Source organism: Streptomyces sp. NBC_01775 (assembly GCF_035917675.1).
Classification (GTDB): Bacteria; Actinomycetota; Actinomycetes; order Streptomycetales; family Streptomycetaceae; genus Streptomyces.
Window position 1 is genome coordinate 3,965,578 of sequence record NZ_CP109104.1, and the last position, 16,864, is coordinate 3,982,441.

Annotated in this window: 14 protein-coding genes; 2 read left to right on the forward strand and 12 right to left on the reverse strand. The window is 71.2% G+C overall.

Annotated features, from left to right (window positions below; genetic code table 11):
• Positions 1-81: 81 nt before the first annotated feature.
• Both OHB04_RS17655 and OHB04_RS17660 read right to left on the reverse strand, forming a co-directional pair.
• A complete protein-coding gene (locus tag OHB04_RS17655) occupies positions 82-807 on the reverse strand; it encodes a hypothetical protein (RefSeq protein WP_326807781.1) in 726 nt (241 codons plus the stop codon).
• The gene (locus tag OHB04_RS17660; protein WP_326688654.1) at positions 804-1,364 is read right to left on the reverse strand and encodes a SigE family RNA polymerase sigma factor; all 561 of its coding nucleotides are present in this window, start codon (positions 1,362-1,364) and stop codon (positions 804-806) included. The genes OHB04_RS17655 and OHB04_RS17660 overlap by 4 nt, the downstream gene beginning before the upstream one ends.
• Positions 1,365-1,926: 562 nt before the next feature.
• Here OHB04_RS17660 and OHB04_RS17665 point away from each other — a divergent pair.
• A complete protein-coding gene (locus tag OHB04_RS17665; protein WP_326807782.1) occupies positions 1,927-2,253 on the forward strand; it encodes a hypothetical protein in 327 nt (108 codons plus the stop codon).
• A 34-nt stretch (positions 2,254-2,287) separates the two neighbouring features.
• Here the strand turns inward: OHB04_RS17665 and recQ are convergent, their stop codons facing one another.
• Positions 2,288-4,249, reverse strand: a complete 1,962-nt coding sequence (gene recQ / locus OHB04_RS17670) for a DNA helicase RecQ (protein ID WP_326807783.1) — start codon at positions 4,247-4,249, stop codon at positions 2,288-2,290.
• Between the two features lie 212 nt (positions 4,250-4,461).
• Between recQ and OHB04_RS17675 the strand changes: the two genes are divergently transcribed.
• Positions 4,462-5,019, forward strand: a complete 558-nt coding sequence (locus OHB04_RS17675; protein ID WP_326688657.1) for a hypothetical protein — start codon at positions 4,462-4,464, stop codon at positions 5,017-5,019.
• Positions 5,020-5,152: 133 nt separating this feature from the next.
• On the opposite strand, the gene OHB04_RS17680 is transcribed toward OHB04_RS17675, so the two are convergent.
• The 9 genes from OHB04_RS17680 to OHB04_RS17720 form a co-directional block, all read right to left on the reverse strand.
• Complete coding sequence (locus OHB04_RS17680; RefSeq protein WP_326688658.1) at positions 5,153-5,536, reverse strand: cupin domain-containing protein; 384 nt, start codon at positions 5,534-5,536, stop codon at positions 5,153-5,155.
• A 154-nt stretch (positions 5,537-5,690) separates the two neighbouring features.
• On the reverse strand, positions 5,691-7,346 hold the full coding sequence (gene nuoN / locus OHB04_RS17685; RefSeq protein ID WP_326688659.1) for an NADH-quinone oxidoreductase subunit NuoN: 1,656 nt from the start codon (positions 7,344-7,346) through the stop codon (positions 5,691-5,693).
• The gene (locus OHB04_RS17690; RefSeq protein ID WP_326688660.1) at positions 7,343-8,989 is read right to left on the reverse strand and encodes an NADH-quinone oxidoreductase subunit M; all 1,647 of its coding nucleotides are present in this window, start codon (positions 8,987-8,989) and stop codon (positions 7,343-7,345) included. The genes nuoN and OHB04_RS17690 overlap by 4 nt, the downstream gene beginning before the upstream one ends.
• 3 nt (positions 8,990-8,992) lie before the next feature.
• Positions 8,993-10,888 (reverse strand): NADH-quinone oxidoreductase subunit L, encoded by a 1,896-nt coding sequence (gene nuoL / locus OHB04_RS17695; protein WP_326688661.1) that lies wholly within the window; start codon positions 10,886-10,888, stop codon positions 8,993-8,995.
• Positions 10,889-10,901: 13 nt separating this feature from the next.
• Positions 10,902-11,201, reverse strand: coding sequence for an NADH-quinone oxidoreductase subunit NuoK (gene nuoK, locus OHB04_RS17700; RefSeq protein ID WP_242753277.1), 300 nt, complete (start codon positions 11,199-11,201; stop codon positions 10,902-10,904).
• Complete coding sequence (locus OHB04_RS17705; RefSeq protein ID WP_326807784.1) at positions 11,198-12,136, reverse strand: NADH-quinone oxidoreductase subunit J; 939 nt, start codon at positions 12,134-12,136, stop codon at positions 11,198-11,200. Before OHB04_RS17705 ends, nuoK begins: the two co-directional genes overlap by 4 nt.
• Positions 12,133-12,840 (reverse strand): NADH-quinone oxidoreductase subunit NuoI, encoded by a 708-nt coding sequence (gene nuoI / locus OHB04_RS17710; protein WP_442815096.1) that lies wholly within the window; start codon positions 12,838-12,840, stop codon positions 12,133-12,135. The genes OHB04_RS17705 and nuoI overlap by 4 nt, the downstream gene beginning before the upstream one ends.
• Complete coding sequence (gene nuoH, locus OHB04_RS17715; protein ID WP_326688663.1) at positions 12,803-14,197, reverse strand: NADH-quinone oxidoreductase subunit NuoH; 1,395 nt, start codon at positions 14,195-14,197, stop codon at positions 12,803-12,805. Before nuoH ends, nuoI begins: the two co-directional genes overlap by 38 nt.
• Positions 14,198-14,306: 109 nt before the next feature.
• Complete coding sequence (locus OHB04_RS17720) at positions 14,307-16,823, reverse strand: NADH-quinone oxidoreductase subunit G (protein WP_326688664.1); 2,517 nt, start codon at positions 16,821-16,823, stop codon at positions 14,307-14,309.
• Between the last annotated feature and the right edge of the window lie 41 nt (positions 16,824-16,864).

The following is a 16,864-nucleotide window of genomic DNA, read 5'->3' on the forward strand; positions in this document are numbered from 1 at the left end:
CGGGTCCCCCCTCGCCGAGGGGACCCGGGGCACAGCGTCAACGGGCTCCGGCCGACCGTGGCGTGGCCGACCCTGGCCTGGTCACCCGATGCCACCGCCGACCGTGCGCTCGTGTCCTTCGGCTGTGGCCGAGACCGTGTACGAGTCGCCCTTCGCGTTCCGCTTTCCCGCCGAGTGGTCGAACTGGCCGGCGAAGACGTGCTTGCCGGGCGGGACGGTCCGTCCCTTCCTGAGCGTCCAGCGGTAGACGAGCGCGCCCTCCTCGTGCTTGACGGAGACGTCGTAGTCCTGGGGAGGGCGGGTACGCCAGGAGCCCGTGGAGGCCAGCTTCCGTGCCTTCTCCGCGATCCGCAGCTCCACCGTCAGCGCGGTGAGCCGCGTCGTGGAGGCGACGGTCACCTCGGTCTGTGACCAGTAGTCGTTGCTCCCCGGGTCGACCGCACCGCGCGAGGTGAGCGGGCCGGCGGCCCGCCCGGTCCCGGCCGGTCCCGCCGAGGTCCGGACCGTCGGAGGGTCCGCGGCACCGTCGCCGCCCTGCGCCCACAGCGCGGTCGTGGCGCCGGTGCCGAGCACCACCACGAGAGCGCCCACGGCGCTCGCCACCCGTGGCCAGGTCCTGGGAGCCCCGGGTCCCCAGCGGAACGGCGCCATGGTGGCGCGCCGGGTCCGCCGCTTGCTGCCGGGCTCCTCGACGGCGCGCGCGATCCGCGCGGCCATCCGCGCGCGGTCCGGCTGATGAGCGTCCGCGGCGGCACGCAGCCGGGCGCGCACCCACTCCCGCTCCTCGGCGTCCTCCGTCGCATTCACCAGGTGTACCGCTCCGCCTTCTCGCCACGCAGTGCCAGTACCGCGTCCACGTTACGCGGCACGCCCTGCTCCTGGGGCTTCAGCAGCCGCTCCAGCTCGGCCATCCCGCGCGACGCCTGGCTCTTGACCGTACCCGTCGAGATGCCGAGGGCGCGGGCCGTGTCCCGCTCCGACAGATCGAACGCGTGCCGCAGGACCACACAGGCACGCCTGCGGAACGGCAGCCGCCCGAGCGCCTCTCGTACGTCCAGTACGGCGGGGACGTCAGTGCCCTCGCTGGGCTCCGCGTGCCGCGACCAGAACAGGGCGATCCTGCGCCGCTCGCGGGTACGGCTGCGGATGTGGGAGCGCGCGAGGTTGGCGACGACGCCACGGGCATACGCCGCGGGGCGGTCGGCCCCGCGCACCCGGTCCCACTTGTGCCAGATCGCGACGAAGGCGTCCGACGCGAGGTCATCGGCCTCATCGGCCTCGCCGAGCAAGAGGTGGGCCAGGCGGGCGAGTTCGGCGTGATGCTGCTCGAAGAAGGCGTGGAACTCGTCCGTTGAGGAACGCACGCTACCCCTCGGTGTTCGAAATCCCGGTCGTCTGTCGTCATTCCGTACCCCCGTGCGAGCGGTGAGGCTACCAAAGAGCCCGCGCGGCGATCCCCGCCGCGCGTGACAACCGCCAGACGACGGTGGCGTGTTCGCGTCGGCACTGGCGAAACCGGCTCGGAGACCGGCCCCGACGGTGGCGTCCCCTGCTGTCCGACCGCGACCTCTCGCCACCGGCAGCGCCGCCCGCCCTCGCCCACCTCACCCTGGACGGACTGCCGCACCTCACCGACGTGACGGACCTCTCCCGGCTCACCGGGCTGACGGGGGGCTCCGCCCACCGGGGCACCGACACCCCAACCTTGCTATTTTGGCGCGGACTTGACGGGTGACGGAAGGGCACGGGGTGGGGCCCGAAGCACGAGGAGCCGCTGCCGCCACGGCGGCAGCGACTGCCGCGCGTGCGCTCTTACGGCGGCTTACGGTAGGAGCCCTCGCCGTAACGCTTCTGGCCGGGGGCCTGGCCGCCGGGCTGTGGGCGGCGTCAGCCGTCCGTACCGTGCCGGAGGACACCACTCCCCCGGTGCGGACCCAGCCGCCGCCCCCGCCCGACCCGGCGGCGGACAAACGGGCCGCCGAGGACTCCGCGAGGCTGCGCGAACACATCGTCGGCGTACACGAACGCGGCCACGGCCGGGGAACCGTCATCGCCACCGACCTGGCGGGCACCGAGGCGGACGACAGGGCGGCCCAGCAGATCTCCGACGACTACCTCCAGCGCCAGATCCAGCGGTGCCGGAAGGTGAAGGACATCACTCCGGTCACCGTCACCGGCAAACACGGGGACCGGCTCGGCGAGCGCACCCAGCACCTCGTCGTGACGGTGGGCCGGTCCGGGTGCGACCGCTGACCTCCGCCCGCCAGGACGCGGGCTCCGGCTCCTCCTAGGACGCGGGCTCGGGCTCGGGCTCCGGCTCCGGGTCTGGCTCGGGCTCCTGTTCCGGCTCCGGCCCCGACGGCCCCGCGAGCACCTCCAAGATCCCTTCCCCGTAGTTGGCCAGCTTCTTCTCGCCGACGCCCCCGATTCCGCCCAGCTCGCCGAGCGTGCCGGGCCGCTGGGTGGCGATCTCGCGCAGCGTCGCGTCGTGGAAGACGACGTACGCCGGGACGCCCTGCTCCCTGGCCTGCTCGCCGCGCCAGGCGCGCAGCGCCTCGAACAGCGGCTTGGCCTCCTCCGGCAGGTCGGCCGCCGCCGCTGCCGCCTTGCCGCCGCCGCGCCCGGAGCGCTCACCGCGCCCGCCGCCCTCGGCCTTGGCGGGTGCCGTGTCCTTGCGCAGCCGTACCTCCCGCTCGCCGCGCAGCACCTCCGCGCTGGCATCGGTGAGCACCAGCGTGCCGTGCTCGCCCTCGACCTCCAGGAGGCCCTGGGCGAGCAGCTGCCGGACGATGCCGCGCCATTCGGCCTCGCCCAGATCGGCGCCGATACCGAAGACCTTCAGCCCGTCGTGGTCGAACTGGATGACCTTGGCGGTCTTGCGGCCCAGCAGAATGTCCACGATCTGGCCGGCGCCGAACTTCTGGCCGCGCTCCCTCTTGAGCCGTACGACACAGGAGAGCGCCTTTTGGGCGGGCACCGTGCCGTCCCACGTCTCGGGGGGCGTCAGACAGGTGTCGCAGTTCCCGCAGGCGACGTCCGTGGTGCCCGCCGCGGGCTCCTGGTCGAAGTACTCCAGCAGCTGTGCCCTGCGGCAGCGCACCGACTCGCACAGCGACAGCATCGCGTCGAGGTGGGCCCGCGCGCGGCGCTGGAAGGCGGGGTCGCCCTCGCCGCCCTCGATCAGCTTGCGCTGCTGGACGACGTCCTGGAGGCCGTAGGCGAGCCAGGCCGTGGAGGGCTCGCCGTCCCGCCCGGCGCGGCCGGTCTCCTGGTAGTAGCCCTCGACGGATTTGGGCAGGTCGAGGTGGGCGACGAAGCGCACGTCCGGCTTGTCGATGCCCATGCCGAAGGCGATCGTGGCCACCACCACCAGCCCCTCCTCCCGCAGGAAGCGGGACTGGTGCGCCGCGCGCGTGCCCGCGTCCAGGCCCGCGTGGTAGGGCACCGCCTCGATGCCGTTGCGGCACAGGAACTCGGCGGTGCGCTCCACACCGTTGCGCGACAGGCAGTAGACGATCCCCGCGTCGCCCGCGTGCTCCTCCTTCAAGAAGCGCAGCAACTGCTTCTTCGGGTCGCGCTTGGGCACGACGCGGTACTGGATGTTGGGGCGGTCGAAGCTGGCGACGAAGTCGCGGGCGCCGCTCAGGCCGAGGCGCTCGACGATCTCGCGGTGGGTGGCGCGCGTCGCCGTGGCCGTCAGCGCGACACGGGGCACCTCGGGCCAGCGCTCGCCGAGCATCGACAGCGACAGGTAGTCGGGCCGGAAGTCGTGGCCCCACTGGGCGACGCAGTGTGCCTCGTCGATCGCGAAGAGCGACACCTTGCCGCGCTCCAGCAGAGCGGTCGTCGCCTCCAGGCGCAGCCGCTCGGGGGCCAGATACAGCAGGTCCAGCTCACCGGCGAGGAATTCGGCCTCCACCACGCGGCGCTCGTCGAAGTCCAGCGTCGAGTTGATGAACCCGGCGCGCACACCCAGCCCCCGCAGCGCGTCCACCTGGTCCTGCATCAGGGCGATCAGGGGCGAGATCACCACGCCTGTACCTGGTCTGACCAGCGCCGGGATCTGGTAGCAGAGCGACTTGCCGCCGCCGGTCGGCATCAGCACGACCGCGTCGCCACCGCGCGTCACGTGCTCGATGACGGCTTCCTGCTCGCCGCGGAACGCGTCGTAGCCGAACACCTTGCGCAGCACGCGCAGCACGTCCGGCTCCGGCGCCCCGCCGGACTCCTCGGCACTCTCTCGAAGCATGCCGCCACGATATGCGCCACCACCGACAGGCCGCGCCGCTTCCGCCGGACGGCACCGCTTCCGCCGGACGGCACCCCCTCCGCCGGACGACACCCCCTCCGCCGGACGGAAGGCCCTTGGGGCCCGCCGGCCCCTTCGGCGGAAGGGGCACCACCGGCGGAGGGGGCCGCTGCTAGGTTGTCGTGAGCCTGAAGTACAACCGAGGAGGGCAAGTGCGCACGTCAGCACGGATGACGGGGGCGGTGGCCGCGGCAGCGGCGATCGCGCTGATGCTGAGCGGCTGCGGAAGCAGCGACGACGGCAAGGACAAGGGCAAGGACAAGGGCGGCAGCGCCGAGAAGACCGCCGATCCCACTCCCTCGGCGGAGAAGACGGCGGGCGGCAAGGCCGCGCTGCCGGGGGTGTGGGCGACGCAGGCGTCCGGTCAGAAGCTGACCTTGACCGTCGTCGGCGACGCCGTCTCCCTGCTCCGGGACAAGAAGGCGTGCAGCGGCCGGGTCATGAACACCGGCGCGGACAGCGCGCTGGTCCTCAAGTGCCCCGGCGGCACCGGCGAGGACCGCAGCACCGGCAAGGTCGCCAAGCTGGAGGCGAAGACGCTGAAGGTCACCTGGAACGGCGGCGAGACCGACACCTACGCCAAGGTCGCCGAAGCTCCCGCGAAGCTGCCCAAGGACCCCGGACAGCTCAAGGACGTGCCCGGTCTCTCCGACAAGCTCCGCAAGGCCACGGAAGAGCCCGGAAAGGTCCGGGAATACCCCGGCAACTGACCCTGTGCTTCCCCGCACTGGGCAGGGGGGCGCCCCGAAGGGGCGCGGGGAACTGCGCGACCAGCCAAAAGCACCCGCACCCTGCAAAGCACAGCCAGGGGCACCCCCTGCTCAGCACCAGAAAGGCGGACGCTCACGGCTCCCGCGGAGAAAGCAGATGCACCGACTCCTGTTCGCGCGGATCGGTGCGCGCCACCACCACCGTCACCGGCTCCTCACCCGTGACCGGCATGTGCGGCATGTTGGCGGGGACGTAGACCATGTCGCCCGGGTGCAGAGTGTCGTGGTGGTCTAAATCCTCGCCGTGCCATATCTCGTGCTCACCGCTGACGACGTAGATCGCCGACTCGTGGCCCGCGTGCAGATGGGGCTCGCCGCGGGAGTTCGCCGGGATGTGCAGGACGTGCAGACACAGCCCCTTCGCACCCACCGACTCGGCGGAGACCCCCTCGGTGAAGATGCCGCCCTGTTTCCCCTCGTATCCGTCGTTCTCCCGACGGAGGATCACACAACCCATGCTTCGAATTCCTACCGTTTCCGCACACCATTTGCCACCGGTGCATCAAAAGACGCCGCCAGAAGCCCGGTTGGGTCTCCTGGCGGCGTCATGGACAAGCTGGACGTGACGGGCCGTCAGGGTCTGGCCCGGCGGCCCGTCACCGGACGACGGGTCACCGGACGAACACCCCGGCGTGCCCGGCCAGGTCGAGGAAGTACTGCGGCGCCACACCGAGCACGATCGTGACCGCCACACCGATCGCGATGGCCGAGGTCGTCATCACACTCGGCACCGCCACGCTCGGCCCGTCGGCCTGGGGCTCGCTGAAGAACATCAGGACGATGACCCGCAGATAGAAGAACGCCGCGATGGCCGAGGCGATCACACCGACCACGACCAGCACGCCCGCTCCGCTCTCGGCCGCCGCCTTGAACACCGCGAACTTCCCCGCGAAACCAGACGTGAGAGGAATACCCGCGAACGCCAGCAGGAAGACGGCGAACACGGCGGCCAGTAGCGGCGAACGCCGCCCCAGCCCCGCCCACTTGGACAGGTGCGTCGCCTCGCCGCCCGCGTCCCGCACCAGCGTGACCACGGCGAACGCGCCCAGCGTCACGAAGGAGTAGGCCCCCAGGTAGAAGAGCACCGAGGAGATGCCGTCCTCCGAGGTGGCGATGACACCCGCCAGCAGGAACCCGGCGTGGGCGATCGAGGAGTAGGCCAGCAGCCGCTTGATGTCGGTCTGGGTGATCGCCACCACGGCCCCGGCCAGCATGGTCAGGATCGCCACGCCCCACATCACAGGCCGCCAGTCCCAGCGCAGCCCCGGCAGCACCACGTACAGCAGCCGCAGCAGCGCGCCGAAGGCCGCGACCTTGGTGGCGGCGGCCATGAAGCCGGTCACCGGGGTCGGCGCGCCCTGGTACACATCCGGGGTCCACATGTGGAAGGGGACGGCGCCGACCTTGAAGAGCAGGCCCATCACCACCAGCGCGCCGCCGATCAGCAGCAGCGCGTCGTTGCCCATGGTGTCGGCGAGCACCGGATCGGTCGTCGCGTCGGAGCCGGAGATGACCCGGGCGATGCCCGAGTAGTTGACGGTGCCCGCGTAGCCGTACAGCAGCGCGATGCCGAACAGCAGGAACGCCGAGGAGAAGGCGCCCAGCAGGAAGTACTTGACCGCCGCCTCCTGCGACAGCAGCCGCCTGCGCCGCGCCAGCGCGCACAGCAGGTACAGCGGGAGGGAGAAGACCTCCAGCGCGATGAAGAGGGTCAGCAGGTCGTTGGCGGCCGGGAAGAGCAGCATGCCGCCGACGGCGAACATCAGCAGCGGGAAGACCTCGGTGGTCGTCCAGCCCGCCTTCGTCGCCTCCCGCTCGCCCTCACCGCCGGGTACGGAGGCGGGCTGCGCGGCGAAGGAGTCGACCCGCGCGCCGTGGGACGCGGGCTCCAGCCTGCGCTCGGCGAAGGTGAAGACGCCCACGATGCCGACCAGCAAGATGGTGCCCTGCAAGAAGAGCGCCGGGCCGTCGACGGCGAGCGCGCCCATCCCGACGATCTGCGCCTTGCCGCCGCCCGAGCCGCTGGCCGCCAGCCCGACGACCGCGGCGAAGGCGGCGGCCAGGCCCAGCAGCGACAAGAACACCTGCGTCGGATAGCGCGACTTGCGCGGCAGGAACGCCTCGATGACGATGCCGAGCGCCGCGACGCCCAGGACGATCAGCGTCGGCGAGAGCTTGCCGTACTCGATGCTGGGGGCCTGGAGCTTGTCGCCCTCGCCTGCCGCCAGTGTCCACAGGCTGGGGACAGCCGTTTGCACCACGCTCACTCGTGGTCACCTCCGCCGTTCTCCGCAGGCTTGTAGGAGGTCCGGTGGTCGGCGACCCGGTGCTGCGGCTTGGGGTCGGTCTTCCGCACGTCGGACATGGTGTGCTCGACCGCCGGGTTGACGATCTGGGTGAGCGGCTTGGGGAACAGGCCGAGGAAGAGCAGCAGCGCGATCAGCGGCGCCACCACGGCCATCTCCCGCACCTTCAGGTCCGGCATCCGCTCGATCTCCGGCTTGACGACCGGCCCTGTCATGGTGCGCTGGTAGAGCAGCAGCACGTACAGCGCGGCCAGGACGATGCCGGCGGTGGCCACGATGCCCGCGACCGGGTAGCGGCTGAACGTGCCGACCAGGACGAGGAATTCGCTGATGAACGGCGCGAGCCCCGGCAGCGACAGCGTCGCCAGGCCGCCGACGAGGAACGTGCCGGCCAGCACCGGCGCCACCTTCTGCACCCCGCCGTAGTCCGCGATCAGACGCGAACCCCGGCGGGAGATGAGGAAGCCCGCCACCAGCATCAGGGCGGCCGTCGAGATGCCGTGGAAGACCATGTACAGCGTCGCGCCGCCCTGGCCCTGGCTGGTCATCGCGAAGATGCCGAGGACGATGAAGCCGAAGTGCGAGATGGAGGCGTAGGCCACCAGCCGCTTGATGTCCCGCTGGCCGACGGCGAGCAGCGCGCCGTACAGGATGCTGACCAGCGCGAGCGCGAGCACGACCGGGGTGGCCCAGTCGCTGGCGCCGGGGAAGAGGCCGAGGCAGAAGCGGAGCATCGCGAAGGTGCCGACCTTGTCGACGACCGCCGTGATGAGCACCGCGACCGGCGCCGTGGCCTCGCCCATCGCGTTGGGCAGCCAGGTGTGCAGCGGCCACAGCGGCGCCTTGATGGCGAAGGCGAAGAAGAAGCCCAGGAACAGCAGCCGTTCGGTGGTGGCCGACATGGTGAGGTCACCGTCGGCCCGTGCCTCCAGCAGCCGCTGGAGGGAGAAGGTGCCCTCGCCCAGCTGGTCGGCGCTGACGACGTACAGCCCGATGACGGCGGCCAGCATGATCAGCCCGCCGGCCAGGTTGTAGAGGAGGAACTTCACCGCCGCGTAGGAGCGCTGCTTGGCGCCCTCCTCCTCACCGGCGGCGTGCGCCCGGTCCCCGAAGCCGCCGATGAGGAAGTACATCGGGATGAGCATGGCTTCGAAGAAGATGTAGAAGAGGAAGACGTCGGTGGAGGCGAAGGAGATGAGGACCATCGCCTCGACGGCCAGGATCAGCGCGAAGAAGCCCTGCGTGGGCCGCCACCTGCTGGTCGTCTTCTCCCGCCCGGTGGGGTCGGCGTCGTTCCAGCCGGCGCCGATGACGAACGGGATCAGCAGCGCCGTCAGGGCGATCATCACCGCGCCGATGCCGTCGACGCCCAGCTCGTAGCGGACCCCGAAGTCGGGGATCCACGCGCGGGATTCGGTGAGCTGGTAGCGGGAGCCGTCCGGGTCGAAGCGGACCAGCACCACCACCGCGAGGACGAGCGTGGCCAGCGAGACCAGCAGCGCCAGCCACTTGGCGGCGGTCCGCCGGGCCGCCGGGACGGCCGCCGTGGCGACGGCCCCGACGGCGGGCAGCGCCGCCGTGACCGTCAGAAGAGGAAATGACATAACTCAGACCGCCCTCATCAGCAAGGTGGCGGCGATCAGCACCGCCGCGCCGCCGAACATGGAGACCGCGTACGAGCGGGCGAAACCGTTCTGGAGCCGCCGCAGCCGCCCGGACAGCCCGCCGAAGGACGCCGCCGTGCCGTTCACCGCGCCGTCCACGACCTTGTTGTCGACGTAGACGAGGCTGCGGGTGAGGTACTTGCCGCCGTTGACCAGCACGACGTGGTTGAAGTCGTCCTGGAGCAGGTCGCGCCTGGCGGCGCGGGTCAGCAGCGAGCCACGCGGCGCCACCGACGGCACCGTCCGGCGTCCGTACTGCAACCACGCGGCGCCCACCCCGATGACCAGGGCGACGACGGTGGCCCCGGTGACCGTGGACGCGGACAGCGGCGAGTGGCCGTGCTCGAACTGCGTCACCGGCTCCAGCCAGTGCACGAAGGACTCGCCCGCCTTGAAGAGCCCGCCGGCGAAGACCGAGCCGAAGGCGAGGACGATCATCGGGATCGTCATGGTCTTCGGGGACTCGTGCGGGTGTGGCTCATGCCCCTCAGCGTCCGGCTTCCAGCGCTTCTCGCCGAAGAAGGTCAGCAGCATCACCCGCGTCATGTAGTACGCGGTGATCGCCGCGCCCAGCAGGGTGACGGCGCCCAGGATCCAGCCCTGGGTGCCGCCCTTGGCGAAGGCGGCCTCGATGATCTGGTCCTTGGAGAAGAAGCCGGACAGCCCGGGGAAGCCGATGATGGCGAGATATCCGAGGCCGAACGTCACGAAGGTGACCGGCATGTGCTTGCGCAGGCCCCCGTAGTGGCGCATGTTCACCTCGTCGTTCATCCCGTGCATCACGGAACCGGCGCCGAGGAAGAGACCGGCCTTGAAGAAGCCGTGGGTGACCAGGTGCATGATGGCGAACGCGTAGCCGATCGGGCCGAGCCCGGCCGCCAGGATCATGTAGCCGATCTGCGACATCGTCGAGCCCGCCAGGGCCTTCTTGATGTCGTCCTTCGCACAACCGACGATCGCACCGAACAGCAGCGTGACCGCGCCGACGACGACCACCGCGGTCTGCGCGTCCGGCGCCTCGTTGAAGATCGCGCCGGAGCGGGTGATGAGGTAGACGCCGGCGGTCACCATCGTCGCCGCGTGGATCAGGGCCGAGACCGGGGTCGGGCCCTCCATCGCGTCCCCCAGCCAGGACTGGAGCGGCACCTGCGCCGACTTGCCGCAGGCGGCCAGCAGCAGCATCAGCCCGACCGCCGTCAGCTTGCCCTCGCCCGCCTCCGTAGCGCTGGAGAGCACCGGCGCGAAGGCGAAGGACCCGAAGGTGGTGAACATCAGGAAGATGGCGATGGCCAGGCCCGCGTCACCGACGCGGTTGACCAGGAACGCCTTCTTGGCCGCCGTCGCCGCGCTCGGCCTGTCCTGCCAGAACCCGATCAGCAGGTAGGAGGCCAGACCCACGCCCTCCCAGCCGACGTACAGCAGCAGGTAGTTGTCCGCGAGGACGAGCAGCAGCATCGCCGCGAGGAAGAGGTTCAGATAGGCGAAGAAGCGGCGGCGCCTGGGGTCGTGCTCCATGTAGCCGACCGAGTACAGATGGATGAGCGTGCCCACGCCGGTGATCAGCAGGACGAACGTCATCGAGAGCTGGTCGAGCTGGAAGGCGACGTCGGCCTGGAAGCCCTCCACCGGCACCCACGACCACAGGTGCGAGTGCATCGCGCGGTGCTCGCCGCCCTTGCCGAGCATGTCGAGGAAGAGGGCCGCGCCCAGCACGAAGGAGACGGCGGCGAGCAGTGTCGCCAGCCAGTGCCCCGTGCGGTCCAGACGCCGGCCGCCGCACAGCAGCACCGCGGCGCCCAGCACTGGAGCGCCGACGAGCAGTCCGATCAATGACTCCACTGGTTCGTACCCCTTACAGCTTCATGAGGCTGGCGTCGTCGACCGAGGCCGAGTGGCGGGAGCGGTAGAGCATCACGATGATCGCCAGCCCGACCACGACCTCGGCGGCGGCGACGACCATGACGAAGAACGCCATGATCTGGCCGTCGAGATTGCCGTGCATGCGGGAGAAGGCGACCAGGGTCAAGTTGGCCGCGTTGAGCATCAGCTCGATGCACATGAACACCACGATGGCGTTGCGCCGGATGAGGACTCCGGCGGCGCCGATGGTGAACAGCAGTGCTGCCAGATAGACGTAGTTGACGGGGCTCACTTGGCTGCCTCCTCGCGGTCGTCGGCTCCGCCGCGTGCCTCGTCGCTCTCACGGCCGTCCGTGCGCTCCCGCGCTGTGCCCTTTGCGGACTCGGCGGCCTCGGCGGCCCTCTCTCCCGGGTCCTTCGGGCCCGGGTAGGCGCGCTGGCCGTGGTGGTCGGCGGTGCGCTGCTCCAGCGCGGCGAGGCTCGCCATCTGCTCGGCGCTGACCTCGCGGATCTGGCCGCGCTCGCGCAGCGTGTGGCTGACGCTGATCTCGGCGGGGGTGCCGTCGGGCAGCAGCCCCGGACGGTCGACCGCGTTGTGCCGGGCGTAGACGCCGGGCGCGGGCAGCGGTGGCAGCTGCTTGCCGCCGCGCACCCGCTCCTCGGCCTGCTCGCGCTGGGACTTGCTCTTCTCGATGCGCTCGCGGTGGGTCAGCAGCGTGGCACCGACGGCGGCCACGGTCAGCAGCGCGCCGACGACCTCGAAGGCGACCACGTACTTGGTGAACAGCAGCGAGGCCAGCGCGGGGACGTTGCCCTGGGCGTTGGCCGCCTCCAGCCCGTTGAAGCTGGCGATGGGGGTCTGGCCGATGCCTGCGATCAGCAGGATGCCGAGGCCGAGCGCGCATCCGACGGCCAGCCAGCGCTGCCCCTTGATGGTCTCCTTGAGGGAGTCCGCCGCGCTGACACCCACCAGCATCAGCACGAACAAGAACAGCATCATGACCGCGCCGGTGTAGACGACGATCTGGACGACGCCCAGGAAGTAGGCGCCGTTGGCGAGGTAGAACAGCGCCAGGATGATCATGGTCCCGGCCAGACAGAGCGCGCTGTGCACCGCGCGGCGCATCAGCACGGTGCCGAGCCCGCCGATGACGGCGATGGTGCCCAGCACCCAGAACTGGAGGGCCTCACCGGTGGAGGTGGCGGTGGAGGCGGCGAGCGCGTTCATCGGTCGCCCTCCCCGGATCCGGTCTCGGTGCCGCCGGTCATGGCGCCGTGGGCCGCGGCGGTCGAATCCAGACCGGCGCCCGCGGCGGCGGCCGGCTCGTCGGGGCCGAAGGTGTCGGCCGACTCCTGGGGGACGCCGCTGTCCCGGGCCTTCTGCGGCTGCGTACCGGGCGCGGCCTCGCTGACCAGGCCCTGGTAGTAGTCCTTTTCGGTCATGCCAGGGAAGATGGCGTGCGGGGAGTCGACCATGCCCTCCTCCAGGCCCGCGAGCAGCTCCTCCTTGGTGTAGATGAGGGACTGCCGGGAGGAGTCGGCCAGTTCGTACTCGTTGGTCATGGTCAGCGCCCGGGTGGGGCACGCCTCGACGCACAGGCCGCACAGGATGCAGCGCAGGTAGTTGATCTGGTAGACGCGGCCGTAGCGCTCGCCCGGGGAGTAGCGCTCCTCCTCGGTGTTGTCCGCGCCCTCCACGTAGATCGCGTCGGCGGGACAGGCCCAGGCGCACAGTTCGCAGCCGACGCACTTCTCCAGCCCGTCCGGGTGCCGGTTGAGCTGGTGTCGGCCGTGGAAGCGGGGCGCCGTGGCTTTCTTGTACTCGGGGTACTGCTCGGTCAGCCGCTTCTTGAACATGTCCTTGAAGGTCACGCCGAAGCCGGCCAGGGGATTCTCAGGCACCGTCGGGCTCCCTCTCGGTGGTTCCGTCAGTGGTTCCGGCAGCGACCGGCTCGCGGTCGCGGTCGCGATCGGCGCGCGAGGGCCGTCGTGGCACCGGTGGCAGGGTCTGGCCCGGCAGCGGTGGGACGGGGAAGCCGCCGGCCATCGGGTCGAACGGCTCGTCCTTCCCGGCCGCTTCGGCCTCCGCCTCGTCCTCGCCGCCCCGGAAGAAGTCGATGACGAAGGTGATCAGCAGCAGGCCCAGCGCCGTCCCGGCGACCCAGTAGACGACCTCGCTGTAGTCGTAGCCCTCGTTGCGCATGGCGCGGACGGTGGCCACCAGCATCAGCCACACCAGGGCGACCGGGATGAGGATCTTCCAGCCCAGCTTCATGAACTGGTCGTAGCGCACGCGGGGCAGAGTGCCGCGCAGCCAGATGAAGACGAAGATGAGCACGGCGAGCTTGGCGACGAACCAGAGCATCGGCCACCAGCCGTGGTTGGCGCCCTCCCACCAGGTGGAGATCGGCGCCGGGGCCCGCCAGCCGCCCAGGAAGAGAGTGACGGCGAGCGCGGAGACCGTGACCAGGTGGATGTACTCGGTCAGCATGAACATCGCGAACTTGATCGAGCTGTACTCGGTCTGGAAGCCCGCGACCAGGTCGCCTTCGGACTCCGGCATGTCGAACGGCGCGCGGTGCGCCTCGCCGACCATCGACACCAGGTAGATGACGAAGGAGACCGGCAGCAGATAGGCGAACCAGCCGTCCGCCTGCTCCGCGACGATCGTCGAGGTGGACATGGAGCCGGAGTAGAGGAAGACCGCGGCGAAGCTGAGGCCCATCGCGATCTCGTAGCTGATGATCTGGGCCGTCGCGCGGACCCCGCCGAGCAGCGGATACGTCGACCCGGAGGACCAGCCCGCCAGCACCACGCCGTAGGAGGCGATGGAGGCGGTGGCCAGCACGAAGAGGACGGCGACGGGCATGTCCGTCAGCTGCATCGGCGTGCGGTGGCCGAAGATCGAGACCTCGTTGTCCGCGGGCCCGAACGGGATGACCGCGATCGCCATGAAGGCGGGCACGGCACCGATGATCGGGGCCAGCAGATAGACGGCCTTGTCGCTGCCCTTGACGGTGATGTCTTCCTTGAGCATCAGCTTCACGCCGTCGGCGAGCGACTGGAGCATGCCCCAGGGGCCGTGCCGGTTGGGCCCGACGCGCAGCTGCATCCAGCCCACGATCTTCCGCTCGAAGACGATGGACAGCAGCACGGTCAGCATCATGAACGCGAAGCAGAAGACGGCCTTCAGCGCGACCAGCCAGAAGGGGTCCGTGCCGAACATCGACAGGTCCTCGGCGGCGAGGACGCTCCGCTGGGACGGGGCGGCCATGACGAAAGCACTCATGCGGCGCCTCCCTCCTCGGGCTTGTGGTCGTGGGCGGATACGTCGGGAGCCGGGGGCAGGACACGGACGGCGCGTACGGCGAAGGCGGCCGGACCGCCCCAGGGGCCGCTCACGCTTCCACCTCCCCGTTTCCGCCGGAGGTGCTCACGGGGCCGATGCGGACCAGCTCGCCGGGGTTGGCCCCGGTGTCGGCCGCGACGCCGTGGCCCACCGAGTTCAGCGGCAGCCACACGACCCGGTCGGGCATCTCGGTGACCCGCAGCGGCAGCCGTACCTGGCCGCTCGGCCCGGTGACGGCGAGCTCGTCGCCGTCCTTGACCCCGGTCTCGGCGGCCGTCGCGGCGGAGAGCCGGGCCAGGGCCGCGTGCCGGGTCCCGGCCAGCGCCTCGTCGCCCTCCTGGAGCCGGCCCTGGTCGAGCAGCAGCCGGTGCCCGGCGAGCACGGCCTCCCCGGCGGCGGGCTGCGGCACGGCGCGCGCCCCGGACACCGGGGCCGGTGACAAGACGGCCTCCATCTCGTGGACCGTGTGGCCGAGCCGGTCCATCTCGCCGCGCGCCATGCGCACATCGGGCACGCCCAGGTGCACATCGAGGGCGTCCGCGAGCATGGTCAGAACCCGTGCGTCGGGCTGCACATGGCGGCGCGTCATCTGGTCCGGCTTGACGGCGGCCTGGAACATCCGTGCGCGGCCCTCCCAGTTGAGGAAGGTGCCCGACTTCTCCACCACGGCGGAGACGGGGAGGACGACATCGGCCCGGTCGGTGACCTCGCTGGGCCGCAGCTCCAGACTGACGACGAACTCGGCCGCCTCCAGCGCCCGCAGGGCCAGCGCCGGGTCCGGCAGGTCCGCCACGCCGACGCCGCCGACGACCAGCGCCGACAGCTCACCGTCGGCGGCGGCCTGAAGGATCTGCGAGGTGTCACGCCCCGGCTCGGCGGGCAGTTCGGCCACTCCCCACACCCGGGCGACCTCGGCACGGGCCCCCGCGTCGGAGACCGGCCGGGCCCCCGGCAGCAGCGCGCCGAGCGCGCCCGCCTCGATCGCGCCCCGCTCGCCCGCGCGGCGCGGCACCCACGCCAGGGTGGCGCCGGTGGCGGCGGCGGTGCGTACGGCGGCGGTGAGCGCGCCGGGCACGGTGGCCAGCCGCTCGCCGACGAGTATCACCGAGCCCTCGGCCCGCAGCGCCTCGGCCGCCTCGCTCCCCCGCTCCTCCAGCCCGACCCCGCCCGCGAGCGCGTCCAGCCACTCGGTCTCGGTGCCGGGGGCCGCGGGCAGCAGGGTGCCGCCCGCCTTCTCCAGGCCACGGGTGGCGTAGGGGGCGAGCGCGAAGGTGCGCTGCTTGTGGGTGCGCCATGCCTTGCGCAGCCGCAGGAAGACGCCGGGCGCCTCCTCCTCGGTCTCCAGCCCGGCCAGCAGCACGGCGGGCGCCGCCTCCAGCGCGCTGTAGGTCAGGCCTCCCCCGCCCAGGTCCTTGCCCTTCCCGGCGACGTGCGAGATCAGGAAGGCGCTCTCCTCGGCGGAGTGGGCCCGCGCGCGGAAGTCGATGTCGTTGGTGCGCAGCGCGACACGGGCGAACTTGGCGTAGGCGTACGCGTCCTCGACGGTGACCCGGCCGCCGGTCAGCACCCCGGCCCGGCCGCGCGCCCCTTCGAGCCCGCGGGCCGCCGCCTCCAGCGCCTCGGGCCAGCTCGCCGGTGCCAGCTCGCCGTCCTCGCCGCGTACGAGCGGGGTGGTGAGCCGGTCGGGCCGCTGGGCGTAGCGGAAGGCGAAGCGGCCCTTGTCGCAGAGCCACTCCTCGTTGACCTCGGGGTCGTTGGCCGCCAGCCGGCGCATGACCTTGCCGCGCCGGTGGTCGGTGCGGGTGGCGCAGCCGCCGGAGCAGTGCTCGCACACGCTGGGCGAGGAGGTGAGGTCGAAGGGGCGGGAGCGGAACCGGTAGGCGGCCGAGGTGAGCGCGCCGACCGGGCAGATCTGGATGGTGTTGCCGGAGAAGTACGACTCGAAGGGCGTGTCCTCGCCGGTGCCCACCTGCTGGAGGGCGCCCCGCTCCAGCAGCTCGATCATGGGGTCGCCCGCGATCTGGTTGGAGAAGCGGGTGCAGCGCGCGCACAGCACGCACCGCTCGCGGTCGAGCAGCACCTGCTTCGAGATGGCCACGGGCTTCTCGAAGGTGCGCTTCTTGCCCTCGAAGCGGGAGTCGGCGTCGCCGTGGGACATCGCCTGGTTCTGCAAGGGGCACTCGCCGCCCTTGTCGCAGACCGGGCAGTCCAGCGGGTGGTTGATGAGCAGCAGCTCCATCACGCCGCGCTGGGCCTTGCTCGCGGGCTCGGAGGTGAGGTGCGTCTTGACGACCATGCCGTCGGTGCACTGGATGGTGCAGGACGCCATGGGCTTGCGCTGGCCCTCGACCTCGACGATGCACTGCCGGCAGGCGCCGGCGGGGTCGAGAAGCGGGTGGTCGCAAAAGCGCGGGATCTCGATACCGAGCTGTTCGGCGGCGCGGATGACGAGCGTGCCCTTGGGGACGCTGATCTGCGCACCGTCGATGGTCAGCGACACGAGGTCTTCGGGCGGTGGGGTGACCTCCCCTCCTCCGGAGGGCGAGGCGGGGGTGGTGACGGTCATGCGTGCACCTCCGGTGGGGACGCGTTGTTCTGATCGCGAGG

Excerpts from the sequence above, each read along its gene's own strand:
- recQ (WP_326807783.1), bottom strand. The coding sequence starts at position 4,249 with ATGCTTCGAGAGAGTGCCGAGGAGTCCGGCGGGGCGCCGGAGCCGGAC.
- nuoH (WP_326688663.1), bottom strand. The coding sequence starts at position 14,197 with ATGAGTGCTTTCGTCATGGCCGCCCCGTCCCAGCGGAGCGTCCTCGCC.
- OHB04_RS17690 (WP_326688660.1), bottom strand. The coding sequence starts at position 8,989 with ATGTCATTTCCTCTTCTGACGGTCACGGCGGCGCTGCCCGCCGTCGGG.
- OHB04_RS17705 (WP_326807784.1), bottom strand. The coding sequence starts at position 12,136 with ATGAACGCGCTCGCCGCCTCCACCGCCACCTCCACCGGTGAGGCCCTC.
- OHB04_RS17720 (WP_326688664.1), bottom strand. The coding sequence starts at position 16,823 with ATGACCGTCACCACCCCCGCCTCGCCCTCCGGAGGAGGGGAGGTCACC.
- OHB04_RS17680 (WP_326688658.1), bottom strand. The coding sequence starts at position 5,536 with ATGGGTTGTGTGATCCTCCGTCGGGAGAACGACGGATACGAGGGGAAA.